The following is a 22,205-nucleotide window of genomic DNA, read 5'->3' on the forward strand; positions in this document are numbered from 1 at the left end:
GCGCCCTGGGGTCGTCGGGGAGACGACCGCCTAGCGGCGACAGCAGCGACAGGAGAAGGTGCTCACGATGAGGTCACGGTAGCACGAGCGACACGGCGATCGCGAACATCACGATCGCGATGAACCCGTCGAGCACGCGCCACGCGCGGGGCTCGCGAGCACGCCGCCGAGCAGCCTGGCGCCGTAGCCGAGCGCGGCGAACCAGACGACGCTGCCGAGCACGGCGCCGAGCGCGAAGGTCCAGCGTTCGGTGCCGTAGGTCGCGCCGATCGAGCCGAGCAGCACGACGGTGTCGAGGTAGACGTGCGGGTTGAGCCACGTGAGCGCGAGGCAGGTGAGCACGACCGGCAGCAGGCGTGCTGCCTGGCGGGTGGATGCGGCGGTGGTGACGGATGCCACTGAGCCGGCGCCGCCCGAGGGCGCGGGCGCCTCCGAGGCATCCGCCCGGTCGTCGACCACGAAGCCCTCGTCGCTGCCGCGGATCGCGCGCCGGGCCGCGAGCACGCCGTACCCGGCCACGAACAGCGCGCCGGCCCACCGCGCCACGTCGACGAGCCACGGCACGGCCTGGATCGCCGCGCCCATGCCGCCGACGCCCGCCAGGATGAGCACCGCGTCGCTCGCCGCGCACAGCACCACGACGGCGAGCACGTGCTCGCGACGGATGCCCTGGCGCAGCACGAACACGTTCTGCGCGCCGATGGCGATGATGAGGGAGAGGCCGAGGCCGAAGCCCGCGGCGAGCACGGTGAGGTCCACGGATGCGACGCTAGGCGTCGACCGGCATGAAATCCAGCTCAGGATTCTCATGCACCATTAGCATCGCTTCATGGAAATTCCGCTCGACCTCGCCCGCACGCTCGCCGCGGTCGTCGACGCCGGCACGTTCGAGGCCGCGGCCGCCGACCTCTCGATCACCCCGTCCGCCGTCTCCCAGCGCGTCAAGCAGCTCGAGCAGCGACTCGGCCGCGTGCTCGTCGTGCGCGCGAAGCCCGTGCGCGCCACCGAGGCGGGCGAGCCGATCGTGCGGCTCGCGCGGCAGCTCGCGCTGCTCGAGCGCGACGCGCTCGCGGCGTTCGGCGGCGACTCCGAGGCATCCGACCGCCCCGCCGTCGTGCCGCTCGCCGTCAACGCCGACTCGCTCGCCACCTGGTTCCTGCCCGCGCTCGCGGGCGTGGAGCGCCGGCACCCGGTCGTGTTCGACCTGCACCGCGACGACCAGGACTTCACCGCGGGGCTGCTCGAGTCGGGCACGGTCATGGGGGCGGTCACCTCGCGGGCCGAGCCGGTGGCCGGATGCCTCGTGCGGCCGCTCGGCGTGATGCGGTACACGGCCGTGGCGACGCCCGACTACGTCGCCCGCTGGGGCGTCGGCGCCGACGGGGCAGCGCTCGCCCGCGCGCCACGCGTCGACCTCGACCGCCGGGACGACCTCCAGGCGCAGTACCTGCACGCCCGCGCCATCGACGCGGCCGGCTCGCCCCGGCACTTCGTGCCCGCCTCGAACGACTTCGCCGCCGCCGTCAAGCTCGGCCTCGGCTGGGGCCTGCTGCCCGGCTTCCAGTCGGACGCCGAGCTCGCCGACGGCAGCCTCGTCGCGCTCGGCGGGCCGCCGATCGACGTGCCGCTGTACTGGCAGCAGTGGAACCTCGGCTCGCCGCTGCTCGACGCCGTGGCCGAGGCCCTCGCAGTGGAGGCCGCTCAGAGGTTGTGACCGACGTCCCACAACCGGTCGGGCCGTCCGTCGATCGCCTCCGACACCGCGAACGCCTGGTCGTCGGAGAGCGAGGCGACGTAGTCGATCACGCCACGGCCGATGCCGAGCGCGCGCAGCGCCGACGCCTCGGGCAGCGGCACGCCCTCCGGCCGGTCGACGCGGATCGCGGCGTACCCGTCGATCGCGATCTCGACGAGCTCGCGCAGCCGCTGCGGCACGCGGTCGCGGTCGTCCTCGTCGTGGAGCCACGCCGTGAGGCCCTTGACCGCGCGGGTGAGCACGCGGCTGAGGCCGCGCTGGTACATCACGATGTCGGAGCGGTCGAGGATGAAGTGCCGGTGCACGAACTTCAGGATCTCGACCTCGTGCCAGGCGCGTCGGTCCAGCGTCACCGGGCCCGCGCGCACGACGTCCGGTGGAGCCGGCTCGACCGACGCCTGCAGGTGGCCGATCCAGCGGTTCGTGAACGACGACAGCGCGCGCTCCGACGCGATCGAGCCGTCGAACGGGCTCGCGAGCAGGCCGTCGACCAGGTCGTCGGCGACCACCCCGACGGCCTCGCGGAAGGCGTCGTCGTCGGCGATCCACGGGTCGCCGCGGCGGAGCTTCCGGCGCAGGCCCTCGAGCGCGCTGCCGGCCGGGGCCGTGCGCCCGCGCAGCGCCTCGTCGTCGAGCCGGCGCAGTGCCACGCCGTCCTCGATCCAGCCGCGGAACTCGCGCGCGACCGCGCCCTGGCCGAGGAGCCCCGCGCGGTGGAAGTCGTCGACGTCGTGGATCGAGTATGCGATGTCGTCGGCGATGTCCATGATCGAGCACTCGAGGGTCTGCTTCAGGGCCGGATGCCCCTGGCGGGCCGCCTGCAGGTCGGCGGCGTCGATGCCGTAGGCCGAGTACTTCGCCACCCGTGGGCCGCGAGGCGTGCGCGTGAGCCCGCGCGGGAGCGGGCCGTCGCCGAGCGCCGCGGCGTCGAGGTGCGCCGTCCACGGGTACTTCGCGACCGCGCTGCGCACCGCGGCGGTGAGGTTCAGCCCGAGCGGCGCGGCCTCGCTCACGTCGAGCGTGGCGAGGATCCGGTAGGTCTGCGCGTTGCCCTCGAAGCCGTCGGGCAGGCCCAGCGTGTCGCGCGCGAGCCGGTCGAGCACGCGCTCGCCGAGGTGCCCGAACGGCGGGTGCCCGAGGTCGTGGGCGCTGGCCGCGGCCTGCACGGCCACCGCGTCGCACCCGTGCTCGACCGCGAACGCGTGCGTCGGGGCATCCGCATCGACCATCGACACGGCGATCGCGCGCGCCACCGCCGTGACCTTGATGGAGTGGCTCAGCCGGTTGTGGATGAGCGGGCCCGCGCCCGGCTGGCCGATCACCTGGGTGACGGCCGACAGGCGCGAGAAATACGGCGAGAAGCGCACGCGCTCGAGGTCGAGGCGGAACTGCGAGTGCTCGCCGACCACGTCGGCGCTGCTCGGCGGCTCCGGGACGATGCGACTCGCGCGCGCCATCGGCGGGGCCTTACGCGAACAGGCGCTGCAGGCGCTGCACGCCCTCGAGCAGGGCGTTGTCGCCGAGCGCGTAGCTGAGCCGGAGGTAGCCGCTCGGGCCGAACGCCTCGCCGGGCACCGCGGCCACCTCGGCCTGCTCGAGCATGAGGTCGGCGAGCTCGAGCGAGCTGGTCGGCGTCGTGCCGCCCCACTCGCGGCCGAGCAGCCCGCTCACGTCGGGGTAGACGTAGAACGCGCCCTCGGGCACGGGCACGGTGACGCCGTCGATCTTCGACAGCTCGGCGACGATCGTGCGCCGGCGGCGGTCGAACGCGCGACGCATCTCCTCGACCGGCTCCTGCGGTCCGTTCAGCGCGGCGATCGCGGCACGCTGCGAGATGTTCGACACGTTCGAGGTGAGGTGCGACTGCAGGTTCGCGGCGCCCTTGATCAGGTCGGCGGGGCCGACCATCCAGCCCACGCGCCAGCCGGTCATGGCGTAGGTCTTCGCGACGCCGTTCACCAGGATGGTGCGGTCGGCCAGCTCGGGCACGGCCTCCACGATCGAGGTCGCGCGCGGCGGCGCGGCATCCGGGTCGCCGTCGATGTCGGCATAGGTGAGGTTCTGGTAGATCTCGTCGGTCACCACGAAGATGCCGTGCTCGAGCGCCCACTCGCCGATCGCGCGGATCTGCTCGGTCGTGTAGACGGCGCCCGTCGGGTTCGACGGCGAGACGAGCAGCAGCACCTTGGTGCGCTCGGTGCGCGCCGCCTCGAGCTGGTCGACCGTGACCCGGTAGCCCTGGTCGGCGCCCGCGAACACGTCGACCTGCGTGCCGCCGGTCAGCCCGATCGCCTCCGGGTACGTGGTCCAGTACGGGGTCGGCACGAGCACCTCGTCGCCCGGGTCGACGAGCACCTGGAACGCCTGGTACACCGCCTGCTTGCCGCCGTTGGTCACGACCACCTGGTTCGGCGCGACCTCGAGGCCCGAGTCGCGCAGCGTCTTCGCGGCGACCGCCTCGCGCAGGTCGGGCAGGCCGGCCGCGGGCGTGTAGCGGTGGTTGCGCGGGTCGCGCACGGCTTCCAGCGCGGCCTCGACGATGTGCTCGGGCGTCGCGAAGTCGGGCTCGCCCGCGGCGTACGAGATGATCGGTCTTCCCTCGGCCTTCAGGGCCTTCGCCTTGGCGTCGACCTTGAGGGTCGCGGACTCGGCGATCGCGGCGATACGGGCGGAGAGGCGGTGCTGCTCGGTCACCCGTCCAGCCTACCGAGCAGCGGATGCCGCGGGCAGGACGGCGAGTCTCGATGACGCACTGCGTCCGGACGGTTCGCCGGGGCGCCCGCCGGTTGCGAGAATGGTCACTCGATGCACACCACCACTCGATCGGATGCCACGGGCAGCCGCCGCCCCCGATGGCGGTCGGTCGCGCTGTGGTCGGCCGTCGCGCTCGTCGCGCTGGTCGTGGTCGTGCTCGCAGCCCAGTGGCTGCGCACCCTCCCGGCGATCGACGAGTTCATCGGCACCTACCCGGGCACGTCGGAACTGCCCGAGGGGGCACCGATCGGCATCCCCGCGTGGCTCGCCTGGCAGCACTTCCTGAACGCGTTCTTCCTCGTGCTGCTCGTGAAGACCGGCCTCGTGCTGCGGGCGAAGCAGCGGCCGAAGGTCTTCTGGCGGCGCGACAACACCCGGGGCATCCGCACCAAGGGCGCCCCGCGCCGCATCGGCATCGACCTCTGGCTGCACCTCTGGGTCGACGCGCTCTGGATGCTGAACGGCGTCGTCTACGTCGTGCTGCTGTTCGCGACCGGCGCGTGGATGCGCATCGTGCCCACGAGCTGGGACATCGTGCCGAACGCGATCTCCGCCGGCATCCAGTACGCCTCGCTCGACTGGCCGGTGCACGACGGTTGGGCGACCTACAACGGGCTGCAGCTGCTGTCGTACTTCGCGACCGTCTTCATCGCCGCGCCGCTCGCGTTCGCCACGGGCCTCCGGCTGTCGTCGGTGTGGCCGCAGGACGCCCCTCGCCTGAACCGCTGGTTCCCCGAGCGGCTCGCGCGCGCCCTGCACTACCCGGTCATGCTCTACTTCCTGGTCTTCACCGCGGTGCACACGGTGCTCGTGCTCACGACCGGCATGCTGCGCAACCTCGACCACATGTACCTCGCGCGCGACACCGAGACCTGGCTCGGGTTCGCGGTCTTCGCCGCGTCGCTCGTGGCGATGGTCGCCGCGTGGGTGCTCGCACGGCCCGCGCTGCTGAAGCGCCTCGCCGCGCGTTCGGGCCAGACCTGGGGCTGAGCCCGCCTCGGTTGGACTGGCCGCGCGGCATCACCTAGACTGTCTGAGGTTGTGAACGCAGCCAAGCTTCTCTGTGCCTGCAATCGGGTGCGAATCCCGGTGTGAAGCGCACGAGGAGCGAAGTCGTTCACACCCCGGCGGTCGCCTCGCACGCGACCGAAGGGCGGTGGCTCAATTGGTAGAGCAGCGGTCTCCAAAACCGCAGGTTGCAGGTTCGAGTCCTGTCCGCCCTGCGAGTCGGCAGGCAATGCCGGCCCATGAAAGGTGTACGAGGTGGCCCGAAAAGTAACCGACGAACCCAGCGAGGACATCGTCGCCAAGGCGAAGCAGGATCGCGCCGCACAGCGCAATCCGTTCGCCCGGATCGCCCTGTTCATCCGACAGGTCATCGCAGAACTGAAGAAGGTCGTCACCCCGACCCGGCGCGAACTGGTGAACTTCACCATCGTCGTGCTGGTGTTCGTGCTCATCATGATGGGCATCGTCTGGGGTCTCGACCAGGTCTTCAGCTGGGTCGTCCTCTACGTCTTCGGTACGCCGGGCGTCTAGATCCGGGCGGCCTGACGCGCGGATCGTTCCGCGCCCGAACCGAAATCGAAGGACTGAGAACACGTGGCAAAGACTGAGCGCGAGGACGTCGACTGGGCGACCGCTGCCGAGCAGTCGTCCGAGGACGACGAGGCCCAGGAGGGCAACTCGCTGCAGCGCGACGAGCAGTCCTCCGAGCCCGCCGAGCACCGCGCGGTGCACATCGTCGACGACGAGGGCAACGACGTCGACCTCGACGCCGTGCTCGACTCGCTCGCCGAGGCGGCGGACCCCGAGGCCGACGCCGTCGTCGACGACGCACTCGACATCGACAGCGCCGAGGAGGCCGAGGCTGCGGCCGAGGCCACCGAGGAGGAAGAGGAAGAGGCGCACGACCCCTACGAGGAGTTCCGCCGCGAGCTGCGCTTCCTCCCGGGCAAGTGGTACGTCATCCACTCCTACGCCGGCTTCGAGCGTCGCGTGAAGGCGAACATCGAGCAGCGTCGCGAGACCATGGCCATGGCCGACTACGTCTACCAGGTCGAGGTCCCCATGGAAGACGTGGTCGAGATCAAGAACGGCCAGCGCAAGATGGTCAACCGCGTGCGCATCCCGGGCTACGTGCTCGTGCGCATGGAGCTCAACGAGGAGAGCTGGTCGGTCATCCGCCACACTCCCGGCGTCACCGGCTTCGTGGGCAACGCGCACAACCCGACCCCGCTCCGCTTCGAGGAGGCCTTCGGCATGCTGAAGAGCCTCGTCGAGCCCAAGGAGGCGCCCGTCAAGGCCGGCAAGGCCGCGGGCGGCACCGCCGCGGCGCGTCCGATCCCCGCCGAGGTCGACTTCGAGGTCGGCGAGACGATCACCATCAAGGACGGCTCGTTCGCGGGCCTGCCCGGTTCGATCAGCGAGATCAAGCCCGAGAGCGGCAAGCTCACGGTGCTCGTCTCCCTGTTCGAGCGCGAGACCCCGGTCGAGCTCAGCTTCGACCAGGTCACCAAGCTCTAGCGGGCACCCGCCGCCGCAGAGCGACCACAGACATCCAGACCACCGCCGCCCGGACAGGCCGGGCGCGCGGGAGAGTGCCCCGCCTGGGGCGTTCGAACAGAAAGAGAGAAAACCATGGCACCGAAGAAGAAGGTCACTGGTCTGATCAAGCTTCAGATCAACGCCGGCGCCGCGAACCCCGCTCCGCCCATCGGCCCCGCACTGGGTCAGCACGGCGTGAACATCATGGAGTTCTGCAAGGCGTACAACGCCGCGACCGAGTCGCAGCGCGGCAACGTGATCCCCGTCGAGATCACCGTGTACGAGGACCGCTCGTTCACGTTCGTGCTCAAGACCCCGCCGGCCGCAGAGCTCATCAAGAAGGCCGCAGGCGTGGCCAAGGGCTCGGGCGTTCCGCACACGACCAAGGTCGGCAAGATCTCGCAGGACCAGGTCCGCGAGATCGCGCAGCAGAAGATGGCCGACCTCAACGCGAACGACATCGACGCCGCGTCGAAGATCATCGCGGGCACCGCTCGTTCGATGGGCATCACGGTCGAGTAAGCCTCGATCAGCGGATGCCTCCGCCAAGCGGCATCCGCTCGTCACCAGACATTTTTCGTGGCAGCGCCGGCCAGGCGCGATGACCACACACTCTTCAAGGAGAACCAACATGGCACAGAAGTCCAAGGCCTACCGGGCCGCGGCCGAGAAGATCGAGGCCGGCAAGTACTACACCCCGACCGAGGCGGTCGCCCTCGCGAAGGAGACCGGCTCGGCGAAGTTCGACTCGACCGTCGAGGTCGCGCTGAAGCTCAACGTCGACCCCCGCAAGGCGGACCAGATGGTGCGCGGCACCGTCATCCTCCCGCACGGCACGGGCAAGACCGCCCGCGTGATCGTGTTCGCGACCGGTGACGCGGCCGAGGCCGCCATCGCCGCTGGTGCGGACGAGGTCGGCGGCGCCGACCTGATCGCCAAGGTCGCCGACGGCTACACCGCCTTCGACGCCGCGGTCGCAACCCCCGAGCTGATGGGCCAGGTCGGCCGTCTCGGCAAGGTGCTCGGCCCGCGCGGCCTCATGCCGAACCCGAAGACCGGCACCGTGACCCCGAACCCGGCCAAGGCCGTGTCCGACATCAAGGGCGGCAAGATCGAGTTCCGCGTCGACAAGCACGCCAACGTGCACTTCGTCGTCGGCAAGGCCGGCTTCACCGCCGAGCAGCTCAACGAGAACATCGCGACCGCCCTCGAGGAGGTCGTGCGCCTCAAGCCGTCGAGCGCCAAGGGCCGCTACATCCAGAAGGGCTCGGTCTCGACCACCTTCGGCCCCGGCATCCCGCTGGACGTCAACAGCATCTAGTCGATCCGTCGACTCGCGCAAGGGCCCGCTTCGGCGGGCCCTTGTCGTATCTGGGGGCTTCCCCGGATCCCTCCCGGAAGCTCGGGGAGTAGGTTCCGGAGCATGGACGTCGCAGTCCTTGCCGGAGTCGTCGCCACGGCGATGTTCGCGATCAGCCACTTCCCGATGCTGCGGAAGGCGATCGTCACCCGAGACCTGCACTCCTACAGCCTCGGCAACCTCGTGCTGCTGAACCTCGCGAACCTGATCTACTCGTTGTACGTCTTCACCCTCCCGGTCGGCCCGATCTGGATCCTGCACAGCTTCTACGTCGCCGTGGCGGCCACGATGCTCGCGCTCTACCTCGGCACCGGGGCCCATCGTTCGGACCGCATCCGGGCACGTGCTCGGCGCGTGCGTCGCGCGTCCGCGCACGACGCCCTGCCCGTGTGACGTGCGCACCGCGGCGGGGCGGTGGGAGGATGCCGTCATGGGGGAAGTCACCGACTACATCGCCTCGCTCGACGGGCAGGACCGCGAGGCCGTGCAGCACGTCTACGACCGCGCGCGGGCGCTCGTGCCCGAGGCGGAGGAGGGCGTCGGGTACGGCATGGCGGCGCTTCGCTACCGGGGCAAGGCGCTCATCGCCGTGCAGGCGGCGAAGGGACACCTCGGCCTGTACCCGTTCAGCCCGGAGGCGGTCGCGGCGGTGGCATCCGATCTCGCCGGGTTCTCGCTCTCGAAGGGCACGATCCGCTTCTCGGCCGATCGCCCCGTGCCCGACGACGTGCTCGATAGGCTGATCCTCACCCGGCGTGAGCAGATCGACGGCGGCTGAGAGGAACGCGTGGCGGCATCGGAGTTTCGTGCACCGGGGTTCGTCGTGGTCGACGGCAGTCGCGCGGGGGACCGGCTCGAGGTGCCTCCCGGCCGCAGCACGATCGGTCGCAAGGGCGACCTCGAGCTGGTGCTCGACGACGCCGGGGTGAGCCGCGTGCACGCGCGCGTCGAGCGCACCGGCGACGCGGTACGGCTCACCGACCTCGGGTCGACGAACGGCACGACCGTGAACGATCGCCCGGTGACGAGCGCGCAGCCCCTGGTCGACGGCGATCGCGTCGGCATCGGTTCGGTCGAGTTGGCGTTCGAGGGTGCCAGGCATCCCGCGACGGGCCCGGGCGACACGAGCGGGCGCGCGGCCCCGCGCACGCCGGCCTCCGGACGCCGGCGGGTGCGGCTCGTGCGCGTGCTGGTGGTCGGCGGCCTCGTCGAGGCGGCGGTCGTCGTCGCGATCGTGGTGGGCATCGTGGCGACCGGCGGCGTGCTCGGCAGCGTGCTGCTCGTGCTCGCGCCGGTGCTGGGACTCGCGGCCGCGGCGGTGTCGATCGTGCGCCAGGAGCGCGCCGGCCGCGCCGCCGAGCGGCACGCGGTGCCCGCGGCTCAGCCCGGCGGGGAGCCGCCCACCGGCCGACCGGACGCGTCCGCGGGCCCGCGCACCGTCGCGACGCCCGGCGGCCCCGCCGTGCCGGCGCCGCCGACCGAGCCGACCACGCGCCCGCGGGCGAGGGGCATGGACTCGACGACCACCGAGGCGCCGCGCATCGACGCGGACACCCCGGCGAGCGGTGCGGTCACGGCCGCGGTCGCGGCGGTCGTCTCCGTCGCGGTCGTGGGACTCGCCGGCGGCCTTGTGGTTGCCCTCGTCGCACTCGTCGTGCAGGCGACCGGGGTGGTCTGAGCGAGCGGATGCTCCGGGGCATCCGCCCGCCCGCGCCTGATGGGGCGCTCAGCCGACGCGGATGAGCTTCTTGTTCACGAACTCGTCGGTCGCGAACCGGCCGAGCTCGCGGCCCGAGCCGGAGCGCTTGATGCCGCCGAACGGCAGCTCCGCGCCGTCGGCGAGCACGAGGTTCACGAAGACCATGCCGGCCTCGATGCGGTCGGCCACGCGGGCGGCCTGCTCGGGATCGGTCGAGTAGACGTACGAGCCGAGCCCGTACGGGGTGTCGTTCGCGATCGCCACGGCCTCCGCCTCGTCGGCGGCGCGGTAGACCTGGGCGATCGGCCCGAAGAACTCCTCGTGGCGGGCGTCGGCGCCGGCCGGCACGTCGGTGAGCACGCCCGGCTGCACGAACGCGCCCGAGCGTGCGCCGCCCGTGAGCGTCGCGCCCTGCGCGACGGCGCGGTCGAGCTGCTCCTGCAGGCGCTCGGCCGCGGTCTGCGACGAGAGCGGGCCGACGGCCGCGTCGGGCGAGTTCGGGTCGACCGCCTCGACGGCGGTGATGGCCGCGGTGAACTTCTCGACGAACGCGTCGTAGTGCTCGTCGAGCACGATGAACCGCTTGGCGGCGTTGCACGACTGGCCCGAGTTGTCGAGGCGAGCGTCGGCGGCGGCCTGCACGGTCGCGTCGAGGTCGTCGGTCGAGAGCAGGATGAACGGGTCGGACCCGCCGAGCTCGAGCACGACCTTCTTGAGGTTGCGGCCGGCGATCTCGGCGACCGCGGCACCGGCGCGCTCGGAACCGGTGAGCGACACGCCCTGCACGCGCGGGTCGGCGATGACCGTCTCGATCTGCGCGTTCGTCGCGTAGACGTTCACGTAGGCGCCGTCGGGGAAGCCGGCGTCGCGCATGATCTGCTCGATCGCGGCGGCCGACTCGGGGCACTGCGGGGCGTGCTTCAGGATGATGGTGTTGCCGACCACCAGGTTCGGGCCGGCGAAGCGGGCCACCTGGTAGTACGGGAAGTTCCACGGCATGATGCCGAGCAGCACGCCGAGCGGGCTGCGGCGCACGACCGCGGTGCCCTCGCCCGCGAGCAGGTCGATCGGCTCGTCGGCCGTGAACTCCTCGGCGTGGTCGGCGTAGTACGTGTAGATGTCGGCCGCGAAGTCGACCTCGCCGAGCGCGTGCTCGAGGGGCTTGCCCATCTCGCGCACGATGATCGCGGCGAGCTCCTCGCGGCGCTCGGTGTGCAGCTCGGCGACGCGGCGCACCAGCGCGGCGCGGTCGGCGAGCGGCGTCTCGCGCGACCAGCCCGTGAACGCGCCGTGCGCCCGGTCGATCGCGCCGGACAGCTCGTCGTCGGTGATGGTCGGGTAGGTGGCGAGGGTCTCGCCGGTCGCGGGGTTGACCACTGCGTAATCGCTCATGCGAACAGCCTAGGTCTGCGGGCGGATGCGGGTGCCCGACGTGTTGGCGGAAATGCGCGCGCGACCGTACAACGTGTACAGCGAAGGTCAGCCGACGCGGATGAGTTTCTTGTTCACGAACTCATCGACGGCGAACCGACCGAGCTCGCGGCCCGAGGCGGAGCGTTTGATGCCGCCGAACGGAAGCTCCACCCCGCCGTGCGCGCCGTTGACGAACACCATGCCCGCTTCGATGCCGTCGGCGACGCGCATGGCCTGTTCCGGGTCGGTCGAGTAGATGTAGGAGCCGAGCCCGAACGGGGTGTCGTTCGCAATGGCCAGGGCGTCTGCCTCGTCGGCGGCGCGGTAGACCTGGGCGATCGGCCCGAAGAACTCCTCGTGGCGGGCGTCGGCGCCGGCCGGCACGTCGGTGAGCACGCCCGGCTGTACGAACGCGCCCGAGCGTGCTCCGCCGGTGAGGGTCGCGCCCTGGGCGACGGCGCGATCGAGCTGCTCTTGCAGCCGGTCGGCCGCGGTCGACGAGGACAACGGACCGATCACGGCGTCGTCGGTGTTCGGGTCCGAGGCCTCGACCGAGGTCGCCCTGGCGGTGAACAGCTCGACGAACGCCTCGTAGTGCTCGTCGAGCACGATGAAGCGCTTGGCGGCGGTGCACGCCTGACCGGTGTTGCCGAGGCGTGCGTCGACCGCGGCCTGCACGGTCGCATCGAGGTCGTCGGTCGAGAGCAGGATGAACGGATCGGAACCGCCGAGCTCGAGCACGACCTTCTTGAGGTTGCGGCCGGCGATCTCGGCGACCGCGGCGCCCGCGCGCTCCGAGCCGGTGAGCGACACGCCCTGCACCCGCGGGTCGGCGATGACCGTCTCGATCTGCGCATTCGTCGCGTAGATGTTGACGTAGGCGCCGTCGGGCAGTCCCGCATCGCGCGTGATCTGCTCGATCGCGGCGGCCGACTCGGGGCACTGCGGGGCGTGCTTCAGGAGGATCGTGTTGCCCCTCCCCAGGTTCGGACCGGCGAACCGGGCCACCTGGTAGTACGGGAAGTTCCACGGCATGATGCCGAGCAGCACGCCGAGGGGGCTCCGGCGCACCACGGCTGTGCCCTCGCCCGAGAGGAGCTCGATCGGTTCGTCCGTCGTGAACTCCTCGGCGTGGTCGGCGTAGTAGCCGTAGATCTCGATGGCGAGCCCCACCTCGCCACGGGCTTGCGCGATGGGCTTTCCCATCTCGCGCACGACGATCGCGGCGAGCTCCTCGCGACGTTCGGCGTGCAGTTCGGCCATGCGATGGGCGGGGCGGTGGAAGACGCAGCGGCGATTTTCGGAGGTGGACCGTACAACGTGTACAGGCGGGCGGCGCGGGGACGCCGGATAGTCTGCGGTGCATGACCGACCGCGCGCCGCTGCGAGGCATCCGCGTCGCCGACTTCTCGCGCGTGCTCGCGGGGCCGTACGCGACCATGCTGCTCGCCGACTTCGGCGCCGACGTGGTGAAGATCGAGTCGCCCGAGGGCGACGGCACCAGGCAGTGGTCGCCGCCCGTGGACGCGCGCGGCGACGCCACCTACTTCGCGGCCGTGAACCGCAACAAGCGGTCGGTCGTGTGCGACCTCGCCACGCCGGAGGGCCGGGCGCGGGCGTGGGAGCTCGCGACGACCGCCGACGTCGTGGTCGAGAACCTGCGGCCGGGCGCGATGGCCTCGTTCGGGCTCGGCGCCGACGCGCTGCGGTCGGCGAACCCGCGGCTCGTCACCTGCGCGATCACTGGATTCGGCAGCGGCGCCGGCGCCGCGCTGCCCGGGTACGACCTGCTCGCGCAGGCGCTGGGCGGGCTCATGAGCATCACGGGGCCGGCCGACGGGGAGCCGGCGAAGGCGGGCGTCGCCCTGGTCGACGTGCTGGCCGGCATGAACGCGGTCACGGGCATCCTGCTCGCGCTGCGCGCCCGCGACGACCCCGACGGCGACGGGCTCGGCCGGCACGTCGAGGTGGACCTGCTGACCGGGCTGCTCTCGGCGCTCACCAACCAGGCCGCGGGCACGCTCGCGACCGGCACGCCTCCCGCGCGCACCGGCAACGCCCACCCGAGCATCGCGCCCTACGCACTGTTCCGCACCGCCGACCGTCCGATCGTGCTCGCGGTCGGCACCGACCGCCAGTTCCGCACGCTCGTGCGGCTGCTCGGTGCACCCGAGCTCGCCGACGACCCGCGCTTCGCTGCGAACCCCGACCGGGTCGCGCATCGCGACGCGCTGACGGCCGTGCTCGAGGAGCGGCTGGTCCGGGCATCCGCCGCGCACTGGACCGACGTGCTCGCCGACGCGGGCGTGCCCGCCGGGCCGGTGCACGACATCGCCGAGGCCTTCGCGCTGGCCGAGCGGCTCGGACTGCCGTCGGTCGTGGAGCTGGCCGGTGAGGACGGGCAGGCGCCGAGTCGCTCGGTCGCGAACCCGATCCGCCTCGACCGCGGGGGCGCCGCCTACCGCACCCCGCCGCCCCGGCTCGGCGAGCACGCGGATGCCGCCTGGCTCGACCCCCGCCCCGATCCGGAAGGACGCACCCCATGACCGATCCCGTCGACGCCGTCTTCGACCTCGACGCGCTGCTCACCGACGAGGAGCGCGGCTGGCGCGACCGTGCCCGCGAGTTCGCGCTTGCGCGGCTCGCCCCGGTCGTCGAAGCGGACTTCGATGCCGGGTTCTTCCGTGCCGAGCTCGTGCCCGAGCTGGGGGCGGCCGGCCTGCTCGGCATGCACCTCACCGGGTACGGCTGCGCGGGCGCGGGGCCCGTCTCGTACGGCCTCGCCTGCCACGAGCTCGAGTACGTCGACTCGGGCTGGCGCACGCTCGTGTCGGTGCAGGGCTCGCTCGCGATGACCGCGATCGCGAAGTTCGGCAGCGATGCGCAGCGCGAGGCCTGGCTGCCGCGCATGGCGACGGGCGAGGCGATCGGATGCTTCGCACTCACCGAGCCCGCGGGCGGCAGCGACCCGGCGGCGATGACGACGCGGGCGCGGTTCGACGGCGGCGAGTGGGTGCTCGACGGGGCGAAGCGCTGGATCGGGCTGGCCAGCGAGGCATCCGTCGCCGTGGTGTGGGCGCGCACCGACGCCGCCGGCGAGGAGGCGCTGGGGGAGGCGCCGGATGCCTCCGGCGACGGGCGCGTGCGCGGATTCGTCGTGCCCACCGACACCGCGGGGTTCACCGCGACGCCGATCGCGGGCAAGCGGTCGATGCGCACGAGCATCCAGTGCGACGTGACCCTCGACGGCGTGCGGCTGTCGGCCGACGCCGTGCTGCCGAGCGCGCGCGGGCTCTCGGCGCCGTTCACGTGCCTCGGCGAGGCGCGCTACGGCATCACGTGGGGAGCGATGGGCGCGGCGCGCGCGTGCCTCGACGCGGCGGTCGCCCGGTCGCGCTCGCGCGAGGTGTTCGGCCGGCCGATCGGGGCGATGCAGCTCACCCAGGCGAAGCTCGCCGACATGCTCGTCGAGTACGAGAAGGGGATGCTGCTCGCCCTGCACCTCGGCCGGGCGAAGGAGCGCGGTGCGCTGACGCCCGAGCAGGTCTCGGTCGGCAAGCTGAACGCGGTGCGCGAGGCGATCGGCATCGCGTCGCAGGCGCGGACGATCCTCGGCGGCGACGGCGTGACCGACGAGTTCCCGGTCATGCGCCACCTCGCCAACCTCGAGTCGGTGCGCACCTACGAGGGCACCGACGAGATCCACCAGCTCGTGCTGGGGCGTGCGCTGACGGGGCTCGCGGCGTTCTGAGCTCGCTCGCCCGAAGCGGACACGGGCGTCCCCCAAATGGGGGTACTCGGACTGCGGCATCCGTATATAGGTTTGCCTAAGTAACCTCTTACGCCTGCGACGGGTCTCGGCGTGCGCCCGGATCCGCGGTTCGACGGCGCTCTGCACACCACCACCATCACCACGAGCGAGGAGCATCTCGTGTCCACAGCGGACCCCACTTCCCCCGATCGGCGCGGAATGGATCGCCGGAGCGTCGTCAAGGCCGCCGCGTGGTCGGTGCCGGCCGTCGCCGTCGCCGCGTCGGTGCCGGCGTTCGCCGCGTCGACGCCCGACGACCCCTGCGTGCCGACGACCTTCCTCGACGGCCTCGAGCCCGGCACCTCGCCGAGCAGCATCTCCTTCTTCCCGTCGACCGTCATGGCGTCGCTGTCGTACACGTCCGACGGGCAGGGCGGCGACAACACCCCCGGCGGAACGGGCCAGGTCCTCACGGCCTCGGGTGCTCCGACGCCGTGGAACTTCCTCGAGCTGGAGATGGTCTCGCAGCTGAACGTCGGCGACTGGGTGGAGCTGACGATCACGTTGAGCCAGCCCGTCGTCGGACTGTCGTTCACGCTCCACGACATCGACTGGGTCGACGGCGCCTGGTACGACACGGTCATCGTCACGCCGGCGGGGTACACGTCGACGCCCGGCGCCAACGTCCAGGGCGCGGGCACCAGTGGCGACCCGTTCCGGCCGATCAACGAGGGCGACAACCCGATCTCGAGCGGCCTCGGTGACGTGACCGTCACCTACCCGCTCTCGGGCCCGATCTCGCAGGTCGTCATCCGCTACCGGGCGGGCATCACCGGCAACTCGGGCAACCAGCACATCGGGCTCGGCGACCTCAGCTTCGAGAACTGCCCGGTGGAGGAGACGCTCCAGGGCACGGCCCTGCGCAGCGCCCCGTCGTCGCAGCCGCGCCCGCGGCACGAGGCCAGCTCCGGCACGCCGAAGTTCGTGCCCTGCGACGGCACGGCCGACAGCTGACCCGAGGGTTCCCTTCACGGCCGAAGCGCCGGGCGGCCGCCCGGCGCTTCGTCGTTGGTGGCTCGGGCCTAGTTCAGCCCGGGGATCACGATCCAGCCCTGCTCGAGCACGAGCCAGGCGGCGATGAGCACGAGCGCGATGATGGTGAGCGTCATGCCGAGGCGGCCCCGGGTGACGAGGGCGACGACGAGCATGACGAGCAGCGCGATGCCGAGCACGAGCGAGCCGAACGGGATGCCCGTGACGAACAGCGACAGCAGGAACAGCGCCGCGACGACGATCTCGATGATGCCGACCACGGCGGAGCCGCGGGCGCGGACGCGCCAGATGCCGTCGATGAGGGCGAGCACGCCGCCGACGAGTGCGATGAGCAGGAGCCAGGACAGGGTGATCACGGTGGTTCCTTCCGGTCAGGGGTAGGCCGGGATGGCGGCCTGGGCCCGTGAGGCATCCGGCCGGGGGTGCTCCGGATGCGGGCCCGTCGACGAGCCCAGCCCGCGAACGGGCCGCCAGTCAGCGTAGGGGCGCCGCGGGCGCGCGTCGATTCCGGGCCGGGGGCTTGTGCGGCCGGCCCGGAATCCGCTATTTCGCGAGAGGAGCGCGCTCGGTGCCCGTTCCAGGGGCCCGAGCTCAGGCCACCAGTGCGTCGGCGCGATCGAGCGCCGAGTCGATCACGTCGAGGCCGCGACGCAGCTCGTCCTCGGTGATCACGAGCGGCGGGGCCACGTGCAGGCGGTTGAAGTGCACGAACGGCCAGACGCCGCCCTCCTTGCACGCGGCGACGACCTTCGCCATCGGCGCGGCATCCGCCCCGCTCGCATTGAACGGCACGAGGGGCTCGCGGGTCGCCGGATCGCGCACGAGCTCGATCGCCCAGAACAGGCCGAGCCCGCGCACCTCGCCGACCGACGGGTGGCGCTCGGCGATCTCCGCCAGGCGCGGGCCGACGACGCGCTCGCCGAGGTCGCGCACGCGCTCGAGGATTCCGTCGCGCTCGAACACCTCGAACGTCGCGACCCCGGGGGCGCAGGCGAGCGGATGCCCCGAGTAGGTGAGCCCGCCCGGGAACGGCACCGTGTCGAAGTGCGACGCGATGCGCTGCGAGATCACGACGCCGCCGAGCGGTGCGTAGCCCGAGTTCACGCCCTTCGCGAAGGTGATGAGGTCGGGGGTCACGCCGAAGTGGTTCACCGCGAACCACTCGCCGACGCGGCCGAAGCCGACCATGACCTCGTCGGCGATGTAGACGATGCCGTACCGGTCGGCGAGGGCGCGCACGCCCTGCAGGTAGCCGGGCGGGGGACGAGCACGCCGTTGGTGCCGACGATCGTCTCGAGGATGATCGCGGCGATCGTCTGCGGGCCCTCGAGCGTGATCACCTGCTCGAGGTGCGCGAGCGCGCGCTCGGTCTCCTGCTCCGGCGTCTCGGCGTGGAACGACGAGCGGTACGGGTACGGGCCCATGAAGTGCGCGACCGAGCCGTCGCTCGGCTCGTTCGGCCAACGGCGCGGGTCGCCCGTGAGCGAGATCGCGGTCGAGGTGCCGCCGTGGTAGCTGCGGTACATCGACAGCACCTTGCGACGCCCGGTGACCTGGCGGGCCATGCGCACGGCGTACTCGTTCGCGTCGGCGCCGCCGTTGGTGAAGAACACCTTGTCGAGGTCGCTCGGCGCGACCTCGGCGATGCGCCGGGCGAGCTCGCCGCGCACGTCGTTCGCCATCGACGGCTGGATCGTCGCGAGCCGCCCCGCCTGCTGCTGGATCGCCGCGACCAGGTCGGGGTGCTGGTGGCCCAGGTTCAGGTTCACGAGCTGGCTCGAGAAGTCGAGGTAGGCGTTGCCCGCGTAGTCGCGGAACGTCGCTCCCTCGCCAGACGCGATCGGCAGCGGGTCGATCAGCGCCTGCGCGCTCCACGAGTGGAACACGTGCCCGCGATCGTCGGCGCGCACGCGCGCGTCGGCCTCGCGATCGGGCAGCGGATGCACCGTGCCGTCGCGCCGGGTGTACGTCGCGCTAGTGACATCCGTCGCCTCAGGTGCATCCGTCGCCGTCATCGTGTCGGTCATCTCAGGGCTCTCGTTCGCTCGGTCGGGGGAACTCAGTGGTTGCTGGGGAAGCCCAGGTCGACCTGGGAGGGTGTGGTCGGGCCAGCGCGTGGTGACGACCTTGGAGCGCGTGTAGAAGCGCACCGACTCGGGGCCGTAGATGTGCGCGTCGCCGAACAGCGAGTCCTTCCAGCCGCCGAACGAGTAGGCGCCGATCGGCACCGGGATCGGCACGTTCACGCCGACCATGCCGACCTCGATGTCGAACTCGAACTGGCGCGAGGTGCCGCCGTCGCGCGTGAAGATCGCGACGCCGTTGCCGTAGCGGTTGGCGTTCACGAGCGCGACGGCCTCGTCGTAGGTGTCGACGCGCACGACCGAGAGCACCGGGCCGAAGATCTCGTCGTCGTACGCCTGCATGCCGGGCTGCACGTGGTCGAGCAGGCTCACCCCGATGAAGAACCCGTCGCCGTCGAAGGCCTTCGTGGTGCCGTCGACGACGACGGTCGCGCCCTCGGCGGTTGCGCCGGTGACGTAGGAGGCGACCCGGTCGCGGTGCTCGCGCGTGATGAGGGGGCCCATCTCGCTCGCGGCATCCGTGCCGTCGCCGATCGTGAGGTCGTCGATGCGTCGCGCGATGCCCGCGACCAGGTCGTCGGCGACGTCGCCGACCGCGACCAGCACCGAGACGGCCATGCAGCGCTCGCCGGCCGAGCCGTACGCCGCCGAGACGGCCGCGTCGGCCGCCGCGTCGATGTCGGCGTCGGGCATGACGACCATGTGGTTCTTCGCGCCGCCGAGGGCCTGCACGCGCTTGCCGTTGGCGGATGCCCGCTGGTAGATCGTCTTCGCGATCGGCGTCGAGCCGACGAAGCTGACGGCGTCGACGTCGGGGGAGTCGAGGATCGCGTCGACCGCGACCTTGTCGCCGTGCACGACGTTCAGCACGCCCGCGGGCAGGCCCGCCTCCTCGAACAGCTTCGCGAGGAGCACCGACGCGCTCGGGTCCTTCTCGCTGGGCTTCAGCACGACGGTGTTGCCGCAGGCGATGGCGGATGCCACCATCCAGAGCGGCACCATGACGGGGAAGTTGAACGGGGTGATCGCACCGACCACGCCCACGGGCTGCTTCACCGAGTGCACGTCGACGCCGCCCGCGACCTGCTCGCTGCGCTCGCCCTTCAGCAGGTGCACGAGGCCGGCCGCGAACTCCACGTTCTCGATGCCGCGGCTGATCTCGCCCGCGGCATCCGACAGCACCTTGCCGTGCTCGCTCGTGACGACCGCGGCGATCTCGGGCGTGCGCTCCTTGAGCAGCTGGCGGAGGCGGAAGAACACGTCGGCGCGCTTGATGAGGCTCGTCGCGCGCCAGGCCGGCAGTGCGGCCCGGGCGGCGGCGATCGCCTGCGCGACCTCGGCCTCGCTCGCCAGCGCGACCTCGTGCTGCACCGCGCCGGTGGCGGGGTTGTAGACGGGGGATCGGCGCTCGGCCGCCCCGGTCTCGGCGCCGTCGATGTGGTGTCGGATGAGGCTCACGGATGCTCCTGTGCGGGGTCTCACGACGCGCGCCCGGACATTCTGCCCGGGCGCCGTCTATGCTGGTGCACCAATACTTACATCGCCGGAGCGTGGTTCACGATGCCAGACCGTCGGGAAGATCCGAACTCCCGCACAGAACGTCCGGGGCTCGCGCCGGTCGGCCACGGGGTGCTGCCGACCGTCGGCGAGCTGCTCGCGCTGCCCGCGCTCGTGGAGGGCATGCCCGAGGTGCTGGTGGGCGAGCAGGCGCTCGAAGCGCCCGTGCGCTGGGTGCACGTCTCCGACTCGGCGGGGGTCGCGCGACTGCTCGAGGGCGGCGAACTGCTGCTGTCGACCGGGTCGGGCTGGCCCGAGGAGCCGGTCGAGCTGTCGGCGTTCATCGCCGGGCTCGTCGATGCGGGGCTGTCGGGCCTCGTGCTCGAGCTCGGCGCGCACTACCACTACGCGCCCGCGGTCGTCGTGCAGGCGGCCGCCACGCACGGACTGGCGCTCGTCGCGCTGCACCGCGAGGTGAAGTTCGTCACGGTCACCCAGGCGGTGCACAGCCGCATCATCTCGGAGCAGACGAGCGCGCTGCGGGCGCTCGACGAACTGCACGCGCTGTTCACGTCGCTGAGCCTCCGCGGCTCGCCCGCCGACTACATCGTGCGCCAGCTCGGGCACGCGCTGCGCTCGACGGTCGTGCTCGAGAACCTCGCGCACGAGGTGGTCGCGCTCGAGCTCGGCGGCGAGAGCGAGGAGGACGTGCTGACCCGGTGGGAGCCGCGCTCGCGACTCGCGCACCGGGCGACCGAGCAGCGATCGGCCCTCGGGCAGGCGGCGCGCTCGCCGGAGGACTGGCTGATCGTGCCGGTCGAGGCGCGGGGCATCCGCTGGGGGTCGCTCGTCGCGCTGCCCGGCCCACCGCACCCGGCCGGCCGGGCGAACGTGCTCGAGCAGGGGGCGATCGCGCTCGCGTTCGGTCGCCTCGGCGACGCGGCGCGCGACACCGATGAGTGGACCAGGCTCGGGCAGCAGCGGCTGGTCGACGAACTGCTCGAGGGGCGCTTCGGGGCGCGCGGGGCCGCGGCGGCGCGGGTCGACGCGGCCGGGCTCCCGGTCGACGGTCGCACCCTGGTCGGGCTCGCCGTGACCGGTGCCGGCGCGGCGGGCCCCGCCGTGGTCGCCGCCGCGCGCGAGCAGGGCGCCGCGGCGCTCGCCGCGGCCCGAGGCGACACCACCGTCGCGATGCTCTCGCTCCCGGGAGCGACTCGCTTCGACGACCAGGTGGCGACCCGGTTCGCGCACGACCTCGCCCGGCTCTCGGGCGCCGAGCCCGAGCGGGTGGTCGTGCACGTGGGCGGGCCGGCGCACGACCTGCCGAGCCTGCTGACGGCCGTGCAGGAGGCGATCGAGCTGTCGAGGTCGCGTCCGAGCCGCCAGCGGGGCCCGCTCGTGAAGCGCGTCGACGACCGACCGCTCGCACGCCTCGTCACGGCGCTGCGCGACGACCACCGCCTGCAGGAGCACTCCGAGCGCATGCTCGCCCCGCTCATCGAGTACGACCTCGCCCGCGGCGGCGACCTGCTGCAGGTGCTCGGGGCGGCGCTGGCGCATCCGGGCAATCGCACGGCAGCGGCATCCGCCTCGCACCTCTCGCGGTCGGTGTTCTACCAGCGCATCGCGCTCATCTCCGACCTGCTCGGCGCCGACCTCGACGACGGCGAGACGCTCACGGCGCTGCACCTCGCGCTGCTCGCGCGGCAGGCGGGCACGGGGCGATGAGTCGACGAGCCGATCGATTTACTTGCTATTGACAAGTTCAGTTGCGAAGAGCAAGCTGTGGGTGTCGGCGATCGCCGGCGACACCACCACAGGTGCGAACACAGGGGGAACCATGACGCACATCTTCGTGAACCTCGCGACCGCCGACCTCGACGGCGCGAAGGACTTCTACACCGCACTCGGCTTCGAGCTGAACCCGCTCTTCACCGACGAGAACGCCGCGTGCGTGGTCGTCGACGAGAACGTCTACTTCATGGTGCTGACGCGGGAGTTCTTCCAGGGCTTCACCGACAAGCACCTCACCGAGCCGAAGACGCACGCGCAGGTGCTCACGGCGCTCAGCCGCGAGTCGCGCGAGGAGGTCGACGCGATCGTCGAGCGCGGGCTCGCCGCGGGCGGCACCGAGCCGCGCCCCGCGGTCGACCTCGGCTTCATGTACTCGCGCGACCTCGAGGACCGCGACGGCAACATCCTCGAGTTCCTCTACATGATCCCCGAGGCCGTCGAGGTCGGGCCGCTCGCGTGGGCGGCCGAGCACGGCGTCGAGGCGCCGGCCTGACGGG

At 72.0% G+C, this 22,205-nt stretch carries 18 protein-coding genes, 1 tRNA gene and 4 pseudogenes; 15 read left to right on the forward strand and 8 right to left on the reverse strand.

What is annotated here, in order from left to right; all coding sequences use genetic code 11:
• Positions 1-73 precede the first annotated feature (73 nt).
• Positions 74-810: pseudogene (locus tag QUE38_RS10305) on the reverse strand (LysE/ArgO family amino acid transporter).
• Positions 811-829: 19 nt separating this feature from the next.
• Here QUE38_RS10305 and QUE38_RS10310 point away from each other — a divergent pair.
• Positions 830-1,714 carry a LysR family transcriptional regulator ArgP gene (locus QUE38_RS10310; RefSeq protein WP_286307993.1) on the forward strand — a complete coding sequence of 295 codons (885 nt, stop codon included), beginning with the start codon at positions 830-832 and terminating at the stop codon, positions 1,712-1,714.
• Here QUE38_RS10310 and dgt read toward each other — a convergent pair.
• Together dgt and QUE38_RS10320 are read right to left on the reverse strand one after the other, a co-directional pair.
• A complete protein-coding gene (gene dgt / locus QUE38_RS10315) occupies positions 1,702-3,213 on the reverse strand; it encodes a dGTP triphosphohydrolase (protein WP_286307995.1) in 1,512 nt (503 codons plus the stop codon). The genes QUE38_RS10310 and dgt overlap by 13 nt on opposite strands.
• Before the next feature lie 10 nt (positions 3,214-3,223).
• Complete coding sequence (locus tag QUE38_RS10320) at positions 3,224-4,450, reverse strand: pyridoxal phosphate-dependent aminotransferase (protein WP_286307996.1); 1,227 nt, start codon at positions 4,448-4,450, stop codon at positions 3,224-3,226.
• Between the two features lie 111 nt (positions 4,451-4,561).
• Here QUE38_RS10320 and QUE38_RS10325 point away from each other — a divergent pair, with 111 nt between their 5' ends.
• From QUE38_RS10325 to QUE38_RS10365, 9 genes are all read left to right on the forward strand, one after another.
• Positions 4,562-5,500: a hypothetical protein gene (locus QUE38_RS10325; protein ID WP_286307998.1), complete on the forward strand. Its 939-nt coding sequence runs from the start codon at positions 4,562-4,564 to the stop codon at positions 5,498-5,500.
• Positions 5,501-5,660: 160 nt separating this feature from the next.
• A tRNA-Trp gene (locus tag QUE38_RS10330) sits at positions 5,661-5,733 on the forward strand.
• 40 nt (positions 5,734-5,773) lie between these two features.
• The gene (gene secE, locus QUE38_RS10335; RefSeq protein WP_286308000.1) at positions 5,774-6,049 is read left to right on the forward strand and encodes a preprotein translocase subunit SecE; all 276 of its coding nucleotides are present in this window, start codon (positions 5,774-5,776) and stop codon (positions 6,047-6,049) included.
• A gap of 63 nt (positions 6,050-6,112) precedes the next feature.
• On the forward strand, positions 6,113-7,036 hold the full coding sequence (nusG, locus tag QUE38_RS10340) for a transcription termination/antitermination protein NusG (RefSeq protein WP_286308002.1): 924 nt from the start codon (positions 6,113-6,115) through the stop codon (positions 7,034-7,036).
• Between the two features lie 114 nt (positions 7,037-7,150).
• Positions 7,151-7,579 (forward strand): 50S ribosomal protein L11, encoded by a 429-nt coding sequence (gene rplK / locus QUE38_RS10345; RefSeq protein ID WP_281882791.1) that lies wholly within the window; start codon positions 7,151-7,153, stop codon positions 7,577-7,579.
• A gap of 109 nt (positions 7,580-7,688) precedes the next feature.
• The gene (gene rplA / locus QUE38_RS10350) at positions 7,689-8,378 is read left to right on the forward strand and encodes a 50S ribosomal protein L1 (protein WP_281882790.1); all 690 of its coding nucleotides are present in this window, start codon (positions 7,689-7,691) and stop codon (positions 8,376-8,378) included.
• A gap of 102 nt (positions 8,379-8,480) precedes the next feature.
• Positions 8,481-8,810: a hypothetical protein gene (locus tag QUE38_RS10355; protein WP_286308012.1), complete on the forward strand. Its 330-nt coding sequence runs from the start codon at positions 8,481-8,483 to the stop codon at positions 8,808-8,810.
• A 37-nt stretch (positions 8,811-8,847) separates the two neighbouring features.
• Entirely contained in the window at positions 8,848-9,195 is a 348-nt protein-coding gene (locus QUE38_RS10360) for an iron chaperone (RefSeq protein WP_286308013.1), read from the forward strand.
• Between the two features lie 45 nt (positions 9,196-9,240).
• Complete coding sequence (locus QUE38_RS10365; RefSeq protein ID WP_286308014.1) at positions 9,241-10,095, forward strand: FHA domain-containing protein; 855 nt, start codon at positions 9,241-9,243, stop codon at positions 10,093-10,095.
• Between the two features lie 48 nt (positions 10,096-10,143).
• Here the strand turns inward: QUE38_RS10365 and QUE38_RS10370 are convergent, their stop codons facing one another.
• Positions 10,144-11,508 carry an NAD-dependent succinate-semialdehyde dehydrogenase gene (locus QUE38_RS10370; RefSeq protein ID WP_286308016.1) on the reverse strand — a complete coding sequence of 455 codons (1,365 nt, stop codon included), beginning with the start codon at positions 11,506-11,508 and terminating at the stop codon, positions 10,144-10,146.
• A gap of 87 nt (positions 11,509-11,595) precedes the next feature.
• Positions 11,596-12,795 (reverse strand): annotated as a pseudogene (locus QUE38_RS10375) (NAD-dependent succinate-semialdehyde dehydrogenase); the annotation flags it as partial.
• A 98-nt stretch (positions 12,796-12,893) separates the two neighbouring features.
• On the opposite strand from QUE38_RS10375, the gene QUE38_RS10380 reads away from it, so the two are divergent.
• The 3 genes from QUE38_RS10380 (at position 12,894) to QUE38_RS10390 (ending at position 16,294) form a co-directional block, all read left to right on the forward strand.
• Entirely contained in the window at positions 12,894-14,075 is a 1,182-nt protein-coding gene (locus tag QUE38_RS10380; RefSeq protein ID WP_286308017.1) for a CaiB/BaiF CoA transferase family protein, read from the forward strand.
• Positions 14,072-15,280 (forward strand): acyl-CoA dehydrogenase family protein, encoded by a 1,209-nt coding sequence (locus tag QUE38_RS10385; RefSeq protein ID WP_286308019.1) that lies wholly within the window; start codon positions 14,072-14,074, stop codon positions 15,278-15,280. Before QUE38_RS10380 ends, QUE38_RS10385 begins: the two co-directional genes overlap by 4 nt.
• A 180-nt stretch (positions 15,281-15,460) precedes the next feature.
• Positions 15,461-16,294 (forward strand): hypothetical protein, encoded by an 834-nt coding sequence (locus QUE38_RS10390; RefSeq protein ID WP_286308021.1) that lies wholly within the window; start codon positions 15,461-15,463, stop codon positions 16,292-16,294.
• A gap of 68 nt (positions 16,295-16,362) precedes the next feature.
• Here QUE38_RS10390 and QUE38_RS10395 read toward each other — a convergent pair whose 3' ends face one another.
• The 3 genes and pseudogenes from QUE38_RS10395 to QUE38_RS10405 all read right to left on the reverse strand — a co-directional run bounded on the left by QUE38_RS10395 (position 16,363) and on the right by QUE38_RS10405 (position 19,875).
• The gene (locus QUE38_RS10395) at positions 16,363-16,689 is read right to left on the reverse strand and encodes a hypothetical protein (protein WP_286308022.1); all 327 of its coding nucleotides are present in this window, start codon (positions 16,687-16,689) and stop codon (positions 16,363-16,365) included.
• A 235-nt stretch (positions 16,690-16,924) separates the two neighbouring features.
• Positions 16,925-18,360 (reverse strand): annotated as a pseudogene (locus QUE38_RS10400) (aminotransferase class III-fold pyridoxal phosphate-dependent enzyme).
• A 32-nt stretch (positions 18,361-18,392) separates the two neighbouring features.
• Positions 18,393-19,875, reverse strand: a pseudogene (locus tag QUE38_RS10405) (CoA-acylating methylmalonate-semialdehyde dehydrogenase).
• 171 nt (positions 19,876-20,046) lie between these two features.
• Between QUE38_RS10405 and QUE38_RS10410 the strand changes: the two are divergent.
• Complete coding sequence (locus QUE38_RS10410; protein WP_350227465.1) at positions 20,047-21,642, forward strand: PucR family transcriptional regulator; 1,596 nt, start codon at positions 20,047-20,049, stop codon at positions 21,640-21,642.
• A gap of 112 nt (positions 21,643-21,754) precedes the next feature.
• Positions 21,755-22,201, forward strand: a complete 447-nt coding sequence (locus QUE38_RS10415) for a VOC family protein (protein ID WP_286308027.1) — start codon at positions 21,755-21,757, stop codon at positions 22,199-22,201.
• The last annotated feature ends 4 nt before the right edge of the window (positions 22,202-22,205 follow it).

Origin of the sequence: Agromyces mangrovi, assembly GCF_030296695.1 — a bacterium.
Classification (GTDB): Bacteria; Actinomycetota; Actinomycetes; order Actinomycetales; family Microbacteriaceae; genus Agromyces; species Agromyces mangrovi.

Bases quoted from the DNA above. Each gene is read 5' to 3' on its own strand.
- QUE38_RS10310 (WP_286307993.1), top strand. From the start codon at position 830: ATGGAAATTCCGCTCGACCTCGCCCGCACGCTCGCCGCGGTCGTCGAC.
- dgt (WP_286307995.1), bottom strand. From the start codon at position 3,213: ATGGCGCGCGCGAGTCGCATCGTCCCGGAGCCGCCGAGCAGCGCCGAC.
- QUE38_RS10325 (WP_286307998.1), top strand. From the start codon at position 4,562: ATGCACACCACCACTCGATCGGATGCCACGGGCAGCCGCCGCCCCCGA.
- rplK (WP_281882791.1), top strand. From the start codon at position 7,151: ATGGCACCGAAGAAGAAGGTCACTGGTCTGATCAAGCTTCAGATCAAC.
- rplA (WP_281882790.1), top strand. From the start codon at position 7,689: ATGGCACAGAAGTCCAAGGCCTACCGGGCCGCGGCCGAGAAGATCGAG.
- QUE38_RS10355 (WP_286308012.1), top strand. From the start codon at position 8,481: ATGGACGTCGCAGTCCTTGCCGGAGTCGTCGCCACGGCGATGTTCGCG.
- QUE38_RS10360 (WP_286308013.1), top strand. From the start codon at position 8,848: ATGGGGGAAGTCACCGACTACATCGCCTCGCTCGACGGGCAGGACCGC.
- QUE38_RS10370 (WP_286308016.1), bottom strand. From the start codon at position 11,508: ATGAGCGATTACGCAGTGGTCAACCCCGCGACCGGCGAGACCCTCGCC.
- QUE38_RS10380 (WP_286308017.1), top strand. From the start codon at position 12,894: ATGACCGACCGCGCGCCGCTGCGAGGCATCCGCGTCGCCGACTTCTCG.
- QUE38_RS10385 (WP_286308019.1), top strand. From the start codon at position 14,072: ATGACCGATCCCGTCGACGCCGTCTTCGACCTCGACGCGCTGCTCACC.
- QUE38_RS10415 (WP_286308027.1), top strand. From the start codon at position 21,755: ATGACGCACATCTTCGTGAACCTCGCGACCGCCGACCTCGACGGCGCG.